Origin of the sequence: Peptoclostridium litorale DSM 5388 (assembly GCF_900141635.1) — a bacterium.
Classification (GTDB): Bacteria; Bacillota; Clostridia; order Peptostreptococcales; family Peptostreptococcaceae; genus Peptoclostridium; species Peptoclostridium litorale.
The window spans coordinates 109,508-129,051 of sequence record NZ_FSRH01000001.1 but is presented as its reverse complement, the minus strand read 5'-3'; the positions used below and the strand labels follow the sequence as shown (position 1 = coordinate 129,051).

Here is a 19,544-nt window from a genome sequence, read left to right as displayed (position 1 = left end):
ATAATATTCATATTGACCCACGGAAAACAATTTATATTAAAAGAAAGGAGGAGAGCCATGAGACTTTTTATAGCTGCCTGCCCGCCAGAAGAAATACTATACTATATCTACTCTGTTCAAAATAATCTTATTTCAAAAGGAATCAAAGGAAATTATGCAAAACCAAGAAATATTCACATGACAATTAAGTTCTTGGGAGAAACAGACGAGTCAGATATTCCGAAGCTGGTAAGCATACTGGAGAACTATAGGCACTTGGATATTGAATTCAAGCTAGATGGCATATCGTGGTTTAAAAGAAGAGGACGATTAATACTTTTTATAGATCTTGCCGGAGATGTCGAAAGACTCGAACTAGCAGTGAATGAGATTGAGGATAAATTCGAAAGAATGGGATTCGAAAGGGAGAAAAAGAAATTTTATCCACATATGACAATAGCCAGAAAAGTGAACCTAAGCGAAGCAAACATCAATAAAATACTGCACACAAAAATCAAACCCATCCATTTTAAACTTGAAGAGTTCAACCTGGTAAAGAGCACGTTGACAGACGAGGGTCCGATTTATGAAATACTATACTAAGCATTCTCAATCAGACCCTCTTTTGCCATATAATATCAAATGACAATATATGTACTATTTACAGGCAAATTGTCATTTGATTATTTAGAATTGATCTACTGCATATATTACTGGAGAATCTTTTCAATTTCACTTATAATACTTTTCAAAGTCTCTTTTTCCGTGACTTCCTCTTCGTTAAGACCCATTTTTTTTTCGAGTTCTTCTTTCCTTCTTATTGCCGCCCCTAAAATGACTGTAGCTTCCTGGATCTTCAAAAACATTTGGATATCATAATTTTTTTTGTCTACTATTTTCATTTTAATTCCTCCAATTTGAAAAAATTAGCATATTAGACCACTAATATATATATGATTGGACTGGCTTTTTCTTTATACTGAAAAAATACCCTATTGTGTATATTTGAATCATATACAGCTTGGAAATGTGAGCATATTAATCAACAGCATTTCATTACAAAGACAAAAATAAAGGAGCTTGTTAAACGTATACACTCTCAAATCTACTTGTCGAAAAAAACGGATAAAAAAATATTTCATTCACATGTATAATTGATTTTTAAAATTTTTTTTACGGAATTTTCAAAAATTATTGAATGTAATAGATAAAATTGGTAATATATAATATACACAGGTATTAGCCCTTTATCTGTTTTCGAAGTGCGGATTGCCTGGAAAGGGGAGATTCACATGAAGTACATGTGTACAAAATGCAGCCTTAAAGATAAAATCGAAAAGATGAAATTGAATTTGGATCATTTGATATATGAAAAAAAAGCTGATTTTTCTAATTCTCAGATAATGAAGCTTAGCAGAGAAATAGATAAGTATGTGAACGAATGTATCCATTGCAAATCTAGGATATCAAAATTAAACGATGCAATAACCGATGTAAAAGGGTGCCACCTCTCATTTTACTACTATGGCGAGGTACATCTTACAATGAATATGTGCAGTTATATAATAAAGGGCATCCAGCAGGGTGAGATTGTTTATGTATCAATGGATGAGAAGGTATTTAAAAATCTCAAAGGAATGCTTAACAGAAGCGGCATAGACGATGAAAGAGTACAGTTTTATCCTGTGGAAAAGCTTATAATGCTCAATTCAAAAGAAGGGCGCGATGTATTAAGAGAACAGGTGAGCAAATTTGGAATAAATGCTGTTCAAAAGGGATACACTGGAATAAGATGGATAGGCCAACCTTCATATGCAATAAAAAAGACTTCCAAAAATGATTTTTTGAAATTTGAGTCTTCGCTTTCACATGCAGTTGGAGGTTCAAATGTTTCAATACTATGTATTTACGACTTATACGATTACATTAACGATGGATTGATTATAGATAATGATATAATAGAGGATTCTTTCTCAACGCATACACATCTGCTCAGTGAATACGAAATAAGAAAAATCATATAAAAAGCCCGCTGTTTAAATTCGGGCTTTTTATATTTCTAAAACAGGCTGTCGGTTTTGTTTTTTAATTTAAAATTGATATCTCAACTCTGCCATCCCTTATTTCAGCATAGTATCGGATTGCTATGTATTCGTACACCTCTCTTAGCATATCCGCATCAGAAGTGTCTATAGATGCAATACTGTACCGCTTTTCTAAATAGTCAAGTACTTCTTTATACATACTATTTTTAACCGGGCTTTCTTTTATTAAAAAGCTTATTATATACAGTATTTGGTCATCTGGTCTTTCATACCCGACTTTTTTCGCTTTTCCGGAGACTTCTTTTGTGCTTTCTCCATCCATGTACTCCACAAGGACTTTCTTTTGGCTTTTTGAAAGCTCAAATCTTACCTTCTCATATTCGAGACATTTTGATGTGAAGTCAAGAAGGTAGAAAAAGAACTCACTTTGGTTTTCTATATAGTTTTTATAGAATTTTATGTCGGGTCCTATTCCAATACTAATACTCCCACCTTGTTTTCCAGATACTCTTATTATAAGACTGTCGTCCTTTGCGTATACATCGCTTACCGGTATTGGTTTATTTGAATTTTTATATGATTTAAAAAGTGCAATGCTGGTTTTTTCAGAAGTGCTTTGGGCAAATGAAACCTCTCCTATGGATTCATCTATAAATATCACCATGTTTTCGGGATTTTTACATGCTATCCGCATGTAAACCAGTATCCGCTTGAAATCAATGCATTTTTGAAGGTCCACTTTCATAAGCTCAATGCACTTTTGTCTTATATATTCATCTGCGCCATTCCTGTACGTCTTGTAGCTTACAAAATATTTTATTGCATCCTTTTTCCCATCCCCCGCTTTGTTAAGCAGTTTGTATATCTTCTCGAGGCTTTCATCTTTTTTGTCTATCATAGATACGAATCTGAAGTATTCCAGCTTCTGGAGCAAATGGTAAAAGAAAAGAGGATTTATTCGAAGCTGCAGCTTCGAATTTACGGATTCGAAGTTTGAGGACAATTGGCTTTCTATTGTATGTTCCTTTATCAAGTTTTTCATATGCCTGCTGAGTGCAGACAGTATCAAAAGTTCTGTCTCTGATGATGTGTTTTTATAAAGCGAATATGTGATTTTTTGAAGCGTTTCAACTTGCTCAAAACTCATATCCAAAACAACCTCTTCACCTTCAAGGTTTACAGTATCAATCTCCATATGTGATTTTAAAAGGTTGTCGTATTGGAAAGTTAAGAATTTTACAAATTCAGTTTTACATTTTTCAATGTCATCGGTGTATAGCATTTCGACATATTCCATTCGGCCTCCAAAGATATCCATCTGAAAGCCGATTCTAATTACAGAAGAACAGCTTAATGAAAATTCCCTGTAGACCATTTCTCTGTCATAATTACTTACACCAAAGTCAAACAGTATTTTTTCTTCAGTCGTTTTAATATACTCCTCGAGCTGTACTGCCTGTGAGCCAAATTTAAATAAACCCTTTTTATTTGAATTTTCATCATAAGATGAAACACTATACATTATACAGTTTTCAAACTCACCAGTGTCTTTGACCTGCCTTATTTTTTGAATCATGCTGTTTTCAATGTCAGAATAATTGGAATGCATATGCCGCCCCCTGATTTTTATTATTTCTAAATTATATGTAATACTAACAGTTATTATATATATGATAACATTAATGCGTTCATAAATGAATCGGTATTATGGATTCATAAAAACAGGCCGTACACATAAAAGCATACGGCCCATTTCAAGGAGTTATTTTGGCGTTTTTATATTTTATTTCGATTGAGCCTGTGCTTTTTGAATATCGCCACACGCATATTTCGGAGAGCCCTGCCTTAGGTTTCTTGCTATAAATCCTAGTGCTGCAAAAATTGCTGCCGTGCATATCCATCCCAGCCCATACTCTGAAAGCGGCATTTTTGATATGAACATATCCAGCATATTTGAACGTGCCCCAAACATATTCATATAGCCTTGAATCCCTTCCACTATTCCCCATGCAAACGAAGCGGTGAATGCATATTTGTATGAAGCAAACACAGCGGGTTTTGATTCTATCTGGCCCAAAAGCGAATAGTAAAGCGTCATGACTATGGCAGAAGGATATACAACATTGAGCATGGGAGTTATAAACTCGACTATTGCAGAAAGCCCCATGCTGCTTATGAGCATGCTTACAAAAAGAGTTCCCGCAGCACCTTTAGCATATGATATCTTCGAGTTTGTAATTTCTTCAAAATAGCTGGCCGTTGATACTGATATTCCTATTGCCGCAGTAAACGATGCGAATAAAAGTGCTATGTTGAATATTATACCGCCCGCCTGGCCCCACAGATTTACGACTACAGCTGCATAGAGGCTTGCGTATTTAAGGTCCTTATATACTCCTGCGGCATGCGAGCCTACGACCATATGGCCAAAATGAACTAGCGAGAGTATTCCTATCCCCAATATGCCCACTATGTAGAGATTCTTTTCCAGATTCTTGCCTTCTAATCCCCTGTGCTTTAATTCGGATATTATTATGGTCGCATATACAAGCGCACACGGCAGTTCAAGAGTTGCATACCCTTCCCTGAATCCATAAGCAAAAGCTGGTTCACTGTATACAGGAGGAAGAACTGGCGATATTGGACTTAGTATCCCCTTAGATATTATTGCGCTTACAGAGACGAGAAGTACAGGAAGTAGTATTTTCCCGATCTTGTTTATTGTCTGTGATCGTTTCGATATGAACCAGTACACTATAATATAATATATTATGGAGAATATGAATCCCGGTACAAATGATGTATTTGCAAATCCTGATATCTGTACAAATGCATCCCATGCAGCTGCGCTCATTCGCGGGATCACAAACAGTGGACCCAACACAAGCATTGTGGTTCCGCAAAATATAAGAGCCATAGGTTTTGATATCCTGCACACTATGGAATAAAATGTCCCGTTTCCTTTCGAGAGAGCGACATACCCCAAAAGTGGAAACAAAAGCGCCGTGAGGAATATCCCCCCGAAAGCCATTATTACCGAACTTCCACTTTCCTTGCCCCATGTCATAGGCCATATCATGCTTGAGCTTCCAAAATGCATTGAAAATATTACTCCTCCAAGCATAAATAGTTTTAGTATCTTTCCTTTATTTCCTGCGTTCAAAAATATCACATCCCATCTCAAGTATATCTGCTAATATATAGAGCAATAAGCGTGCCAAAATTTATTGCCTGGATTGATTAGTTATAGAAAACTAGATTTATGCATAAGTGTTGATATATCAAGCTTTATGGAATGGATAAATGAATATCTGCCTGTAGACAAAAAAAAACACAGAACAAATCACTATCTAAAATCCTGATTTGTCCTGTCTAATGGTATTTTTTATTCCAGTTTAACACTGCTTATGGATTTTATGTCGTCTCTGTTTAGTAGCTTATACGGAAGAGACTTTTCTATCTTGAGTATGGAGTGGTATATTTCATCGACAGTCGAATAAGGAATAAGCGCCTTGTGTATGGCCTCTATTACCATGGGAGTGTCCACTCTGGGTATGGTTTTGATTTTATTTTCATATTCTGATGCAATTATCTCGCAGTAGCTTAAAAGAGGTTCCATATCCACCAGTATAACTACCCCTTTGCCGTTGTCTGCCAGCTCTATTGCACTTTTCATTTTGGAGATTGCAAGGCTTGAATCTTCATTTAATTCAAGCTGGATATAGCTCCCGTAGTCAACCCCTAAAAATTCGCGTGCAGTGCTCACAAGGGATTTCGAAACATCTCCATAGCCAGCAACCAGCACTCCCACATTGCTGTCCGATTCTGAATGTGATTTTCTTGCAAAATAATTTAATATTAATGCAATGTATGCACATTCAGCCTCTGGAAACTCCAACCCTTCAGAATTGATAAAGTGCTGGATCATCCGCCTGGACATTTCATAATAGGCATTAAAATCATGCTTTATGTCTTCTGCAAAAGGGTTTGAAATGTCTATTCTTTTGCTTATCCTTTCCATTGCTATACTTATATGCAGTGAAACTACCGCCCTGAGTGTCTTACTTGATATTCCCTGCGCAATCTCTCCAAGTGCTTTTTCTACCACTCCTGAGACTCTCTCTCCCACTATGGCCTTGAGATTTTCGTCAGATATTGATGAATACCTATTTTCGATGTCAAGCAGATATGCATCGACCTTTTCCAGTATTCTTTTGAATTTTTCATGTCGATGATCATATCCGATTGAATCACGAGAAGTGGTGACGTCTTTAAAATCATCTGTTTTATCTGACTCGAATATCCTGTATATGTTCTCCTTGAATATGCAGTCTTCTATATTTACACAGGATGACTCACCAGAAGATATGAAAAGGTCAGATACGACGATTTGCATCTGCCTTGAAACCTTGTCATCTATTTCGTGCAGCTGGTCCTGCACATTGCTCGGAAGATGACCCGTCTCAATACTTATGCAGCCGCAATATTCATTGTCCATGGAGTCTATATATGCCTGAGCGCATGTAACCTGTATATCTGATTTGAGCTGTCCTATGTTTCCGGGGCAATTGTAAAAAAGCAGGGCCTTTGTTATCTGCCTAGGTATGTAAAAATTCATATTGACCCTGTTTGATTCCATCGAAAAGAAAAGCTGTATGATTTCAAACCTCTCCAAAACAGGTCTTTGGGAAAGTGGCGGTATCTGGATCAGAAAAGGTATTCTTCTTCTGAAAGTCATAAGAAGAGTCGATTCTACATTTTCAGTTGTAGCTCCTATAATCATGAGACTTGCCTTTCTGTCCCTTCTTTTCTCTCCAAGTCTTGAAAACACACCTCTGTCTATTATGCTAAATAGTATTTCCTGGCCCTTAGGGGGGAGCCTGTGTATTTCATCAAGAAATAGTATTCCTCCATTTGCCATTTCAACAAGGCCCGGCTTATCTGATTCGGCGCCCGTAAAACTCCCCCTTGCATGTCCGAAAAGCTCCGAGACAAGAAGCTGTGGGTTTTCTGAATAATCCGCGCAATTGAAGAGTATAAAAGGCATATTCTCATCTCGTTTAAAGCATTTTGTAAATTTATATAACGCTTCTACAATGCTGCTTTTGCCTGAACCCGTTTCTCCAACCAAAAGTGCATGGAGTCCGTTTGGAGGATATAGTGCCGCAGCTTTTCCCTTTTTAATTGCTGGCTTTAGGCTCTTTGAATACCCTATTATGGACTCAAATGCCTTGTCACAATCTGAATAGCTGCCGCCTGATTCTACAGCTTTTTTTTTGATCTCCTCTATTTTTTCTCTGTACCTGTTCAATCCGTATGCTGAAATCTCAAATCCATTTTTATTAAGTTTTACTACAATCTGTCTTATTGAAATTTCAGGATCATTTTCTATTATGTTTTCAATTTCGGCCGTAAGAGAATTATTTCTTCTTTCTGTATAACTTGGGATTTCAAGCTTGTTTCTGAGTTCATTGACTTTGGTTCGCGAAATGCCAAGCATATTTGCGAGCTGTTCGTCTTTAAACGGATTTTTTCCATTTTCCGATTCGATTATTTTCAAAAGCTGTCGCTCCATATTTTCCTCCTCAAAGTCAATAAAACAATACTGAGTAACCACTATTATAAAATCATGCCCCGTTGTTTTTTATACTCTGCTTTTGACCGGTATATAAAAAAGAGCAGTAATAGCTGCCCTTATTATAATTACATCATATTGATATGATTACACTATATGTGTCATATTTAATGTTATTGATATCATAAGTGTTAATGCTGCCAGAATAACAAATAGCGCTTTCATAATTTAAGGCTCATAAAACCCGGCATATTAAAGGTTTTATTCATACACGAGCATATACAGGTGTACATAATGACATCTCCCTATAATGTCATACCGCAAGCCATGCGGTGCTTTATTCACTTCCTTTCTTGAATTTAATCAGCTAATTTCTTATGGCAAAAATATAGGGTAGCTTTATTTCTATTACTTTTAGTATATTCTTATATTATTTTAACAAATTTTCGCTATATTTCCAAATTATTTTTAATGCTTTTCAATATCCTATTTTTGTTTCATGTAATCTTTTTTGGGTTTATAATTAACATAAGAGGTTTTATGTAAAGATTCAATGTAATAAACTACATTTTTTGTTATTTATCCAAGGAGGCGTTTTTATGAGTAAAACTCTTGTTCTTTTAGGGTTCACTGGATTAATAATAGTTCTATTCACTTATATGGCATCGTTTGATTCGAAATCTAATTCAGGCAAATCCAAAAAAACCAAAAAAAAGTAAGGCCGAAATAATCGGCCTTGCTTTTTTAAAATCAAACCATATATACTATATCTCGTCAATATATTCAACTCTGTTACGTCCTTTTTTCTTCGCCTTATACAGCGCATTGTCCGAGGTTTGTATGAATTTTTCCAGACTCAAGTCAGCATTTGGAACCGTGCTGCAAATTCCTACGCTTATAGTAATGCTTCTGCACATGCTGCTGCCATTTTCATATGTGCAGGCTCCTTCTATGGACTTTCTTAGCATTTCTGCCTTTTTGACAGCATCCTCAATAGGAGTTTCAGGAAATACAACTGCAAATTCCTCTCCTCCATATCTTGCAACATATCCATTGTTGCCCTTTGCAAGCTGTGAAAGTATGTTTGCAACCCTTTTAAGGCATTCATCGCCCTTCAAATGGCCGTATGTATCGTTATAGAGTTTGAAGTGATCTATGTCTATAAGCATTAGGCAAATTGTCTTTTCTTCATATTTGTGCTTGATCCATTCATCTTGTATCTTTTCATCAAAACTAAGTCTGTTTGCAATTCCTGTAAGGCCATCTTGTTTTGCCATTTGGCTGAGTTTGCTGTTAAGGTCTTTAAGCTCAGTCTTTGTTTTTTCCAGCTCGGCTATCTTTCTCTCAAGGTCTTCAGCTTTTTGCATTATTATTCTCTTTTGATTTTGAAGTTTTAAAAACACCTTCACCTTGCTTTTAAGTATCTCACTCCTTATAGGCTTATATATATAGTCAACGCCTCCGAGTTCATATCCTTTGAAAACATAGCTTTCTTCCTTGTTTATGGCTGTTACAAATATTATGGGTATCTCACTTGTTTTGGAACTGCTCCTCATTATCTCGGCCACTTCAAACCCATTCATCCCAGGCATTTGTATGTCCAAAAGAACAAGTGAGATGTCTCTGTTTATCATTATCTTAAGAGCTTCATTTCCGGAAGCCGCCTTTATAATTTCAATATTGTCATCCTCTAATATGGCTTCAAGAGCTAGCAGGTTCTCCTCTCTATCGTCTACTATGAGGACTTTGGGTATAGAATCCCTTGTCATTATCATCTCCCCTTTACAATCCCATTCAAAAACTCTGATACTTCATCAAGTTCAAGTATATAATCCGCTCCTGCTGTTTCAATCGCAGCCCTTGGCATTTCAAATGCATATGCTGTATCGGGATTTTGGACTATCGACATTCCTCCAAGTTTTTTTATCCTTTTAAGACCTTCACTTCCGTCGTGATTCGAACCTGTAAGTATTATTCCTATCAGCGATTCCCTGTATACATCAGCAGCGCTTTCAAACAGAGGATCAACGGAAGGCCTTGAAAAATTCACATGAGGTTCCATTGAAAGCGAAAAAGTCTCGTCATCCTCGACAAGAAGATGGTAATCCCTTGGAGCAATGTATACATTACCTCTGCAGAGCTTTTCTTTTTCCTCGGCCTCTTTTATATTTATATCAACTCTGGAATTCAAAAGACACGCAATATTATTTTGAAAATCTGGACTGACATGTTGAACTACTGCTATGGGTATTTGAAAATCCCTGTCAATTTTTCTGAGTACTGTTTCTAACGCATCAAACCCTCCTGCCGAACAGCCCATGACAATTGCCCTATACTCCATGATATCATTCCTTTTAAATTAAAGTAAGTATACTCAACAAAATTTTACAGTATTTTTTTATATATTCTGTTTTCTGCATCTACTGCTTCAAATTTGTCTTCGCTGCAGCTATACTTAATGCTTTCTTTAGAGCCTAAACACAGATATCCTCCCCTGACAAGACTTTCAGAAAAAAGAGATACAACCCTGTTTTGAAGCTCCTTGTCAAAATATATCAACACATTCCGGCATACAACCATATTGACTTCTGCAAAAACACTGTCTGTAACCAGATTATGCTGTGCAAAGAGTATTTTCTTTTTCAATGACTTGTCTATCATTATAAGGTCATATTTTTCAGTATAGTATTTGGAAAAGTCACAGGTTCCTCCAGCCCTTTTATAATTTTGAAAATGTTTTTTCATGCTCTTTGATGAATATATTCCTTCCTTGCCCGCCTGAAGCACATTTTCATTTATATCTGTGGCATAAATCTGAGTTCTTTCCAAAAGTCCTTCTTCTTTAAGCATTATGGCCATGGAGTATACCTCCTCTGCACTTGAACATCCTGCATGCCATATCTTTATGAACGGATACGTCCTTAGTATGGGAATTATGTTTTCTCTTATTGAACTGTAAAACATAGGGTCCCTAAACATTTCGGTTACATTTATGGAAAAATCCATAAGTAGCTGCTTGAAAAAATCTTCATCATAAATGACCATCTCCTGCATCTTTGATATGCTTGAAAGCCCAGACATTGAAAGCCTGTGCCGTACCCTTCTTTTTATATGGGCTTTGGAGTAGTTTCTAAAATCATACCCATATTTCAAATATATAGCTTCCAGCAAAAGGCCTATTTCTATATTCTCATTTTCAATTACGCTGTTTTTCATTTTTGAAGCCACATCCTAAGCATAGAAAGAAGCTTTTCACTCTCAACGGGCTTTGAAAGGTAGTCATTTGCACCCGCCTCAAGGCACTTAACTTTGTCGCCCTTCATTGCTTTTGCTGTAAATGCTATTATTGGAACTTCCGAATACCTTTTTCCTGCTCTTATATTCTTCATCGCCTCGTAGCCGTCCATTTCCGGCATCATTATATCCATTATTACAAGGTCTATATCGTCTTCTTCTTTAAGCTTTTCAATTCCGTCTCTACCATTTGAAGCCGCCACCACATTGATATTTTTTTCTTCCAGTATGCTTGATACAGCAAATACATTCCTCATATCGTCATCTACCACAAGAATCTTTTTGCCGTTGAAAACCTGGTCTCCTGAATATTTAGAGATTATTTTGCCCTTGTCTTCATTTTTGTGGTTTTGTTCTATGCTACGAAGGAAAAGCCTTATTTCGTCAAAAATCCTCTCGCTGAATTTTTCGCTTTTTATTATTATCTCATTTGCAAACTTTCCAATTTGGGTCTGTTTTTCTCTCGTTATATTATCATTCGTATAGACTATTATTGGAACTTTGCCTGTATTTTCATCGTCTGTGAGTTTCTCCAAAGCTGAAATTTCATGGCTGCTTTCAGTATCCATATTAACTATCACGCAGACATATTCTTTGTTTCTTAGCATTTCATAGGCTTCATCTATTTCCTGGGCTTTGTCTATTTCAATGTCCGAATTCCTGCTGCATATATAGTCCTTCAGCTCAAACTGTACGAGTTGATCTTTTTCAATTATTAGTATACTCTTAATATTGTTTTCTTTTGTTACCGCAGCCTCGTCAGCAGAGTCTTGCTTTTCACTTAAAGGCTCTATACATACGTCATCTTCGACAGGTGTATTTGATTTGAGCACTTCTTTGGCTTTTGTGTCGCCTTCAAAACTATGGGAGTCGAGTTGCGATTCAATACATGGAATTGTAAGCGTGAATATGCTTCCTTTTCCCCTTTCACTTTCAAGCTCTATTGACCCTCCCAAAAGCTTTGCATATTCCCTTGATATGGAAAGTCCCAGTCCCGTACCTCCGTATCTTCTGCTTGTAGTTCCATCTTCTTGGTTAAATGCTTCAAATATGTCGCTTTGCCTTTCGTCCGATATTCCTATTCCTGTGTCTTTAACGGCAAATGCAATTTGAGCTGAACTTTTTTTACTTATAACAAGGCTTACTTTTCCGCTGTCTGTAAATTTTATTGCATTTGACAGCAGATTTTTGACTATCTGCTTTAATTTTTGCTCATCAGTATCTATATGTAAAGGCAAGCTGCTTTCAACAGCTATATTAAACTCAAGACCCTTCTTTTGAGCCATTTCTCTAAAGAGCATGAGTATGTCATCTTTAAACCCAGCTATGCTCATTTTTTCGACGTTTATTTCGGTCTTTCCGGCCTCAACCTTTGAAAGGTCGAGTATGTCGTTGATAAGGTGTAAAAGGTCGCTTCCCGACGAATTTATGGTCTTGGCAAATTCAACCTGTTTTTGAGTCAAGTGCCCATTTTTGTTTTCTTTTAAAATTTCAGAAAGTATGAGTATACTGTTAAGTGGAGTTCTAAGTTCATGCGACATATTGGCAAGAAATTCCGACTTGTATTTGCTTGCCAACCTGAGCTGGTCCGCCTTTTTTTCTATATCCTCCCTTACAGTTTCCAGCTGTGTATTCTTTTGTTCAATCTCATAATTTTGCATTATAAGGCTATTTTTCTGTTCTTCGAGTTCTTCATTTACAACTCTTAGTTCTTCCTGCTGCGCCTGGAGCTCCGCTTCTGATTTTTGAAGAGCCCTTGTCTGCTCTTCAAGTTCCTCATTTGCAACCCTCAGTTCTTCCTGCTGAACCTGAAGCTCCTGCGCCTGCACTTCAGTTTTTTCAAGAAGCCTTTGGGTGTCTTCATAGTTTTTAACCGTATTCAAGGCTATAGCTATGCTGTTTGCGGCTTCACTAAGGTATTCCACTTGTATTTCGCTGAAGCTTTCAAGCGAAGCTATTTCTATTACGGAATTGACCTTTCCCTTATATACGCATGGAATTACAGCTATGCTCTTTGGCGTTGTCTCCCCCACCCCTGAGGATATGCTTATGTAGTCGCTTGGAGCCTGTTCTATTACTATAGGTGATTTTTCAATTACGGCCTGTCCTACTATACCGTCTCCAGGGGCATATGAATTATTCACATTTTTTCTTCTGGTGTACGCATAGCTTGCCGCAAGAACATATTTGTCTTTACGTTCGTCCAGTGCGAAAAACGCCCCCACCTGTCCGCCCACATGCTGCACAACATTTTTTATTATCATGTCCGAAAGGCTTTGGAAGTCATTTTGCATGTGCATCACCTTGTTTAGTTCCGCCTGGCCATTTATAAACCAGCTGACCCTTTCCTTTTCTTCATAGTCCCTCTTGAGTTCGTTTATTATATTCTTATACGATGACTTGAGCGCATGCGCTTCTAGTATTCCTTCTGATCGTATCCTTGAACCGTCGAATTCATCAAGATTTTCAGGATTGAAGTTTTTCATCCCTTCTGAAAGGTTTTTGATGGGTCTTGCTATCCGGGATGCCGCCATGCCAAAAATAAATAGTGAAAACAGAAGCAGTAGCAGCCCTATTACTATTTGATTTGCTAAAAGCCTTGAAGCGGAACCCATTATGGTCTTTTGATCTACTGAAAGCTTTATTCCCCATTTATCATCTATGTCCCTTATGTTTATTAGCTCATATACATCAAATATGCCATTGCTGTATTCAACATGCGAACCCTGTTTGAAATGGAGTATTTCTTCTTTTAAGTTCTCATCCTGGTTGTATGCCATTTCGTACTTGCTTCCGACTATGTTGCCCTTACTGCTGATTATGAGGATGTCTTTGAATTCCATGTCGTTTTCAGAGCCTTTTACTAGCTCCTTTATAAAATCAACTTCTATATCCACACCTACTACCCCGTAGTATTTGCCGTCTATGACAATTGGCGATGAGCAGGTTGTCATTAGAACTTCTTTTCCTTGGACTTCATATATGTACGGCTCAATCATGACATTTGAAAGAGTCTGTTTTGGCACTATGTAGTAATCCGATATTTCAAGGTCACGAAGAGGCTCTTGTGTTATTGTTGAATACATGTCTTTGCCGCTGTTTAAATTGCCCCTGACAAAATAAGTTGCAAATTGTCCCTTTTCATAATACCTGCTGTCTCCATCAAACTGAGCATCTAACGAGTCAAATGCATTTGGCTCAAACGCTATGCTTATTCCTATAAACTGAGGATTGTCGGCAAGTGCATTTTTAAATATCTCGCTTACTTCATCCCTTGTAAGCGTTGCATTCTCGTTCCTTATTCTACCCTTTAGCATTGAACCCAAATTTTCAGCAACTGTAATCGCCTGCCCCAGCTCATCCGATATTTCCTTTGAATAGTTTTTTGCCACAATCTGAGCTCTTTTTTGAGCCGCATTGAGCGCCTCGTTCCGTGCGTTGATATATGAAAACAAAGTGTTCACAACTACTGTTATGAGTATGCAAAGCGTTGCCCAGTAGAGTATCCTTTTCCTTATGGACTGCTTTTTCACTCTGAAAAGTCTTTTCATTAATCTCCTCCTCGTTTTTTGAATTTTGTAGTATTTTAAAATAAAATGTCTACAAAATACATATTCTTTCAATAATATTAATTTTACCATATATTCGAAGTTTTTCTATATTAAAAAAATAGCAAAAAAACTGCCGCCATAACATTAATACGGCGGCAGGGCTACTTAACATAAGCCTTTGTTTATTACAGTCTCTTGTCTTTAAAACTCAAGCTTTTCTTCTATATAAGGGACAAGCTCTTCTATTTTGATTCTAACCTGCTCCATTGTGTCTCTGTCTCTAACTGTAACTGCACCGTCCTCTAAGCTGTCATAGTCAAAAGTTATGCAATATGGTGTTCCAGCCTCGTCCTGTCTTCTGTATCTCTTTCCTATGCTTCCTCCAAGGTCGTAGTCCGTCATGAACTTTTTAGAAAGCATTTCGTAAACCTTAGTCGCCTCTTCGTCAAGCTTCTTAGTAAGAGGAAGCACTGCAGCCTTGAAAGGAGCAAGTGCAGGGTGGAATCTCAGCACTGTACGTTCTGTTCCATCTTCAAGAACTTCTTCATCATATGCGTCAACAAGGAATGCAAGAGTTACACGGTCAGCTCCAAGAGATGGTTCTATGCAGTATGGAATATATTTTTCATTTGTAACCGGATCCTGATAATTAAGCTCCGTTCCTGAATGCTGGCTATGCTGCTTAAGGTCGAAGTCTGTTCTGTCAGCAACTCCCCAAAGCTCCCCCCATCCAAACGGGAACCTGTACTCTATGTCAGTAGTTGCATTACTATAGTGTGAAAGCTCTTCCTTGTCGTGGTCTCTAAGCCTTATGTTATCCTTTTTCATTCCAAGATTTAAAAGCCAGCTTTCACAGAAATTCTTCCAGTAGTCAAACCACTCGAGGTCTTCCCCTGGCTTGCAGAAGAATTCAAGCTCCATCTGTTCGAATTCCCTTGTTCTGAATGTAAAGTTACCAGGAGTGATCTCGTTTCTGAAAGACTTTCCTATTTGAGCTATTCCAAAAGGAACTTTCTTTCTTGAGCTTCTTGCTACATTTTTGAAGTTTACGAATATTCCCTGCGCAGTTTCAGGTCTTAGGAATATCTCTGCCTGAGAGTCCTCTGTAACTCCCTGGAAAGTCTTGAACATAAGGTTGAACTGTCTTATGTTTGTAAAGTCGCTCTTTCCGCATTCTGGGCACTTTATGCCATTTTCAGCTATGAAGGCTTCCATCTGCTCGTTTGACCATCCATCGGCGTTCATGTCCTCGCCCTTTTCATTCATGAAATAGTCTTCTACAAGCTTGTCGGCTCTGAATCTCGACTTGCATGCCTTGCAGTCTAAAAGCGGATCGTTAAATCCTCCAACGTGTCCTGAAGCAACCCATGTTTGAGGGTTCATAAGTATTGCAGCGTCAAGACCCACATTGTACTTTGATTCCTGTACAAATTTTCTCCACCATGCTTTTTTCACATTGTTTTTAAGTTCAACTCCAAGAGGACCGTAGTCCCAAGTGTTGGCAAGTCCGCCGTATATGTCAGACCCTGGGAATACAAAACCTCTTGATTTTGCAAGCGATACGACCTGAGTCATTGTAAGTTCCTTAGACATTTCAATTACCTCCTCATTTTAGTATGTTTTTGAGTATAAAAAAAAGCCCTTCATCCCCAAAGGGACGAAAGGCTTGCTTTCGCGGTTCCACCCTAATTGATGCAAATTTCTTGCACCCACTTTTGGAAGTTCTGCTCCAAAGCTCCCTTCATCCATACTATCTGCTGGATTTTCACCGTCACCAGCTCTCTAAAAGAATTACACGGACTACTCCTCTTCTTCAACGCAGAGTCTTTAGTTGTTAGTGGAAATTATACCATGAAGATTTTTTTTTGTAAATGATTTTTTGCAAAATTGTATACAGTACTTTTTTAAAGTATGTCCATAAGCTGCCTTACGTCCTTATCTCCCCTGCCTGAAAGGTTTATTATGACTATTTGCTCCTTCGAAAGACCCTTTGCAAGCTCGACTCCATGACTTATAGCATGAGAGCTCTCTATCGCAGGTATTATTCCCTCGGTCTTGCAAAGCAGCTGAAACGCTTCAAGGGCCTGACTGTCAGTGACGCTTACATAGTCGGCCCTTCCTGAATCATTATAGAAGCAGTGTTCAGGTCCAACACCAGGATAGTCAAGACCCGCAGCTATGGAGTAAACCGGAAGGTCCTTTCCGTCCTCGTCCTGTATGGAGTAGCATTTGAATCCATGTATTATCCCCTTTATTCCCTTGCCTATTGACGCCGCATGTTCTCCTGTCTCAATCCCAAGACCCGCAGGCTCCACTCCCACTATTTTGACGTCCTTGTCGTCGTAAAACGGATTGAAAAGCCCTATTGCATTGCTTCCCCCTCCGACGCATGCAACTATATAATCAGGAAGTCTTCCTTCCTTCTTCAGGATCTGCTCTCTCGCCTCCTGGCCTATTATGCTCTGGAACTCCCTTACCATTACAGGATATGGATGAGGGCCCACTGCAGATCCCAGAAGGTAGAACGTGTCTTCGCTGTTTTTGACAAAATCCTCAAGCGCCATGTCAACCGCATCCTTCAGGGTCTTTCTTCCATTTGTTGCAGCTACAACCTTGGCGCCAAGCTGCTTCATTTTGAACACGTTAAGGCTCTGCCTTTCAATGTCAGTCTCTCCCATGTATATAGTGCAGTCCATGTTGAAAAGTGCACATACCGTTGCAGTTGCAACTCCGTGCTGCCCAGCGCCAGTTTCTGCTATTATCCTGTTTTTTCCCATCCTCTTTGCAAGAAGAGCCTGGCCGATGGCGTTGTTTATCTTGTGAGCGCCAGTATGATTGAGGTCCTCCCTTTTAAGATATATCTTTGCTCCGCCATTTTCCTCTGTAAGGTTTTTTGCAAAGTAAAGAGGGTTAGGCCTTCCTATGTACTCCCTGTAGTAATACCTCAGTTCTTTTTTGAAGTCCTCATCTTCTATATACTTGAAAAATGCATTTTCAAGCTCCGAAAGTACCTTTTCAAGCTCTTCTGGAACATATGCCCCTCCAAATTCTCCAAAATATCCGTCTCTGTTTTTCATAATTTTCTCCCCTTTCAAAATATTTCGATTATTTTAATTACTGCTATATCTAAGTATGATCATAACTTGTACAACAAATCAAAAAAGCCCTCTGGAAAAAACCAGAGGGCGAATATACGCGGTACCACCTCAACACATGCAAACTTAGCACGATCTTTAAATACGGGATTTTCATCCGATATTTTTTCTCTGTAACGCGAGAAACGCGGGTTGCCTACTCATACTCACTTTCAGCTTCCTCTCATGAGCCCATTCAAAAATTATGCTACTGCCGAAATCCCACCTCAATCGACTCTCTTTATAGCGCATTTGACTTTTTACTCTCCTCAATCAACGATTTTAAATATTTGATTTTTATAAATTATACAGCCTAAAAATTTAAAAGTCAATAGTTTTTTATACTAATCTGTATGCATGCTTATCCCTTCTGCTCTTGCAGCCTTTAAATTGTCGCTTATATTCTTTATCCTGGACTGCGAATTGAAATTCTTAAGGTTGAGCTTTGCATTCTTAAGTCCGCAGACAGATACAGGACCTCCTATGCAGCCCTGCTCGCACATCATGCCTTCTATAAAATTGCCGTTTAGCTTTCCGAGCTGTGCCAGCTTTAGCGCCTTTTTGATTTCCAAAGCTCCAAGAGCCTTTACAGGCCTCACGTCCACCTCTATTCCAGATTCTTTCACATACTGAACCACGGCATCGCTTACGCCCCCACCAAATGCAAAATTTCTCGCATATATGGACCCATCCTCTATCTCCTCGTGGCTACACGCTCTCAAGTTTAAATCAAACGCATTCAAAAGAGCTGTAAGTTCTTCAAATGTCATTACATAGTCTGTGATTCCCGAGAGGCTTTCATTTTTAATTTCATTCTTTTTCGCAACACAAGGTCCTATAAATACAATCGTGGCGCTTTTATCCAGCTTTTTTATGCACTTCGCCGTTGCTGTCATGGGAGAAACCGTAGAAGATATGTTCCTTTCAAGCTGTGGGAATTCTCGCTTTATGTAATTCACAAATGCAGGGCAGCAGGACGTGGTCATAAATTCATCGCCTTCGGCCATTCTCTGAGCAAACTCCTCGGCTTCAACAGAAACCACTATATCTGCACCAAGAGATGCCTCCACCACATCATGAAAGCCTATCTGCTTTAGCGCATTTTTGAGCTTGCCAAGAGTGATATCACTTCCCAGTTGTCCACCTATAGCCGGCGCCAATACAGCATATATCCTATTGTCTTCACTGTTCATCAATTTATCCATTACAGCCACTATACAGCTTTTATCCGATATGGCGCCAAAAGGACATGCAGTAATACAAGCCCCGCAGTTTATACAGTCATCCTCGTTTATAAGAGCCTTTCTTTCCTTCTGGTCTATGCTCAGCGAACCTGTTGGACATGAAACCCTACAGGGTCTGAGTACTTCCGAGATTGCATTATAAGGACATACCGACTTGCACAGTCCGCATTCCCTGCATAAATCCTGATTGATATATGCTCTTGAATTGACCCTTACAATCGCGTTTACAGGACATACGTCCATGCACTTGTGCTCTATGCACCCCCTACAGGCCTCTGTAACTGTAAATCTATTTATGGGACAGCTGTCGCATGCTGCTCTTATCACATGGACTATCTGTTTGTATTCCATTATGTTTTTCAGTTCAAATTCATCCTCAGCTGGAGAACAGCCGAGTCCAAGCCTGATCTTCTGGGCTGCTATTGCCTTTTCCTTGTATATGCAGCATCTGAAATGCTCTTCCTGATTATCTGCAAAATTGCTCGACAACTTCTCGATTTCGTCTTTTTCCAGCTTTCCATCTTTGAAAAACGTTATGATTTCCTTTAGAATGTCACATTTTTCTTTTTTAAGGAGCGTCTCAAATTTAACTGATTGCGACAAGAATTCCCCCGCCTCTAAGCGTAGCGAAGGCGGCGGGATGAATTGTCGTTTTTCTTTTTCTTGAAGAAGTAAATGAGAAAAGCTGTTATTTTTTCTTGTTTTTGATAAAAAATGCTGTT

At 38.4% G+C, this 19,544-nt stretch carries 13 protein-coding genes and 1 other annotated feature; of the genes, 2 read left to right on the top strand and 11 right to left on the bottom strand.

Going from position 1 to position 19,544, the window contains the following annotated elements; genetic code table 11:
- The first annotated feature begins 57 nt into the window (after positions 1-57).
- Complete coding sequence (thpR, locus tag BUQ87_RS00530; RefSeq protein WP_038261168.1) at positions 58-582, top strand: RNA 2',3'-cyclic phosphodiesterase; 525 nt, start codon at positions 58-60, stop codon at positions 580-582.
- 107 nt (positions 583-689) lie between these two features.
- Here the strand turns inward: thpR and BUQ87_RS00525 are convergent, their stop codons facing one another.
- Positions 690-881: a hypothetical protein gene (locus BUQ87_RS00525; RefSeq protein WP_038261170.1), complete on the bottom strand. Its 192-nt coding sequence runs from the start codon at positions 879-881 to the stop codon at positions 690-692.
- Positions 882-1,271: 390 nt separating this feature from the next.
- Here BUQ87_RS00525 and BUQ87_RS00520 point away from each other — a divergent pair, with 390 nt between their 5' ends.
- Entirely contained in the window at positions 1,272-2,003 is a 732-nt protein-coding gene (locus BUQ87_RS00520; RefSeq protein ID WP_038261173.1) for an MEDS domain-containing protein, read from the top strand.
- Positions 2,004-2,064: 61 nt separating this feature from the next.
- Here BUQ87_RS00520 and BUQ87_RS00515 read toward each other — a convergent pair whose 3' ends face one another.
- The 10 genes from BUQ87_RS00515 to BUQ87_RS00470 all read right to left on the bottom strand — a co-directional run bounded on the left by BUQ87_RS00515 (position 2,065) and on the right by BUQ87_RS00470 (position 19,425).
- The gene (locus tag BUQ87_RS00515) at positions 2,065-3,633 is read right to left on the bottom strand and encodes a hypothetical protein (protein ID WP_038261177.1); all 1,569 of its coding nucleotides are present in this window, start codon (positions 3,631-3,633) and stop codon (positions 2,065-2,067) included.
- A 174-nt stretch (positions 3,634-3,807) separates the two neighbouring features.
- On the bottom strand, positions 3,808-5,187 hold the full coding sequence (locus tag BUQ87_RS00510; RefSeq protein ID WP_038261180.1) for a branched-chain amino acid transport system II carrier protein: 1,380 nt from the start codon (positions 5,185-5,187) through the stop codon (positions 3,808-3,810).
- Positions 5,188-5,409: 222 nt separating this feature from the next.
- The gene (locus BUQ87_RS00505; RefSeq protein ID WP_038261640.1) at positions 5,410-7,599 is read right to left on the bottom strand and encodes a sigma 54-interacting transcriptional regulator; all 2,190 of its coding nucleotides are present in this window, start codon (positions 7,597-7,599) and stop codon (positions 5,410-5,412) included.
- Between the two features lie 764 nt (positions 7,600-8,363).
- Positions 8,364-9,368 (bottom strand): GGDEF domain-containing response regulator, encoded by a 1,005-nt coding sequence (locus tag BUQ87_RS00500; protein WP_038261183.1) that lies wholly within the window; start codon positions 9,366-9,368, stop codon positions 8,364-8,366.
- 2 nt (positions 9,369-9,370) lie between these two features.
- Positions 9,371-9,940, bottom strand: a complete 570-nt coding sequence (locus BUQ87_RS00495; RefSeq protein ID WP_038261186.1) for a chemotaxis protein CheB — start codon at positions 9,938-9,940, stop codon at positions 9,371-9,373.
- 44 nt (positions 9,941-9,984) lie between these two features.
- The gene (locus BUQ87_RS00490; RefSeq protein ID WP_038261189.1) at positions 9,985-10,815 is read right to left on the bottom strand and encodes a CheR family methyltransferase; all 831 of its coding nucleotides are present in this window, start codon (positions 10,813-10,815) and stop codon (positions 9,985-9,987) included.
- A complete protein-coding gene (locus BUQ87_RS00485) occupies positions 10,812-14,444 on the bottom strand; it encodes a response regulator (RefSeq protein WP_052635864.1) in 3,633 nt (1,210 codons plus the stop codon). Before BUQ87_RS00485 ends, BUQ87_RS00490 begins: the two co-directional genes overlap by 4 nt.
- A 201-nt stretch (positions 14,445-14,645) precedes the next feature.
- Positions 14,646-16,037, bottom strand: coding sequence for a glycine--tRNA ligase (locus BUQ87_RS00480; RefSeq protein WP_038261192.1), 1,392 nt, complete (start codon positions 16,035-16,037; stop codon positions 14,646-14,648).
- 57 nt (positions 16,038-16,094) lie between these two features.
- Positions 16,095-16,270: a binding site (T-box leader), on the bottom strand.
- 78 nt (positions 16,271-16,348) lie between these two features.
- On the bottom strand, positions 16,349-17,521 hold the full coding sequence (gene trpB / locus BUQ87_RS00475; protein ID WP_038261195.1) for a tryptophan synthase subunit beta: 1,173 nt from the start codon (positions 17,519-17,521) through the stop codon (positions 16,349-16,351).
- A 401-nt stretch (positions 17,522-17,922) separates the two neighbouring features.
- Positions 17,923-19,425, bottom strand: a complete 1,503-nt coding sequence (locus BUQ87_RS00470) for a 4Fe-4S dicluster domain-containing protein (protein ID WP_038261197.1) — start codon at positions 19,423-19,425, stop codon at positions 17,923-17,925.
- Between the last annotated feature and the right edge of the window lie 119 nt (positions 19,426-19,544).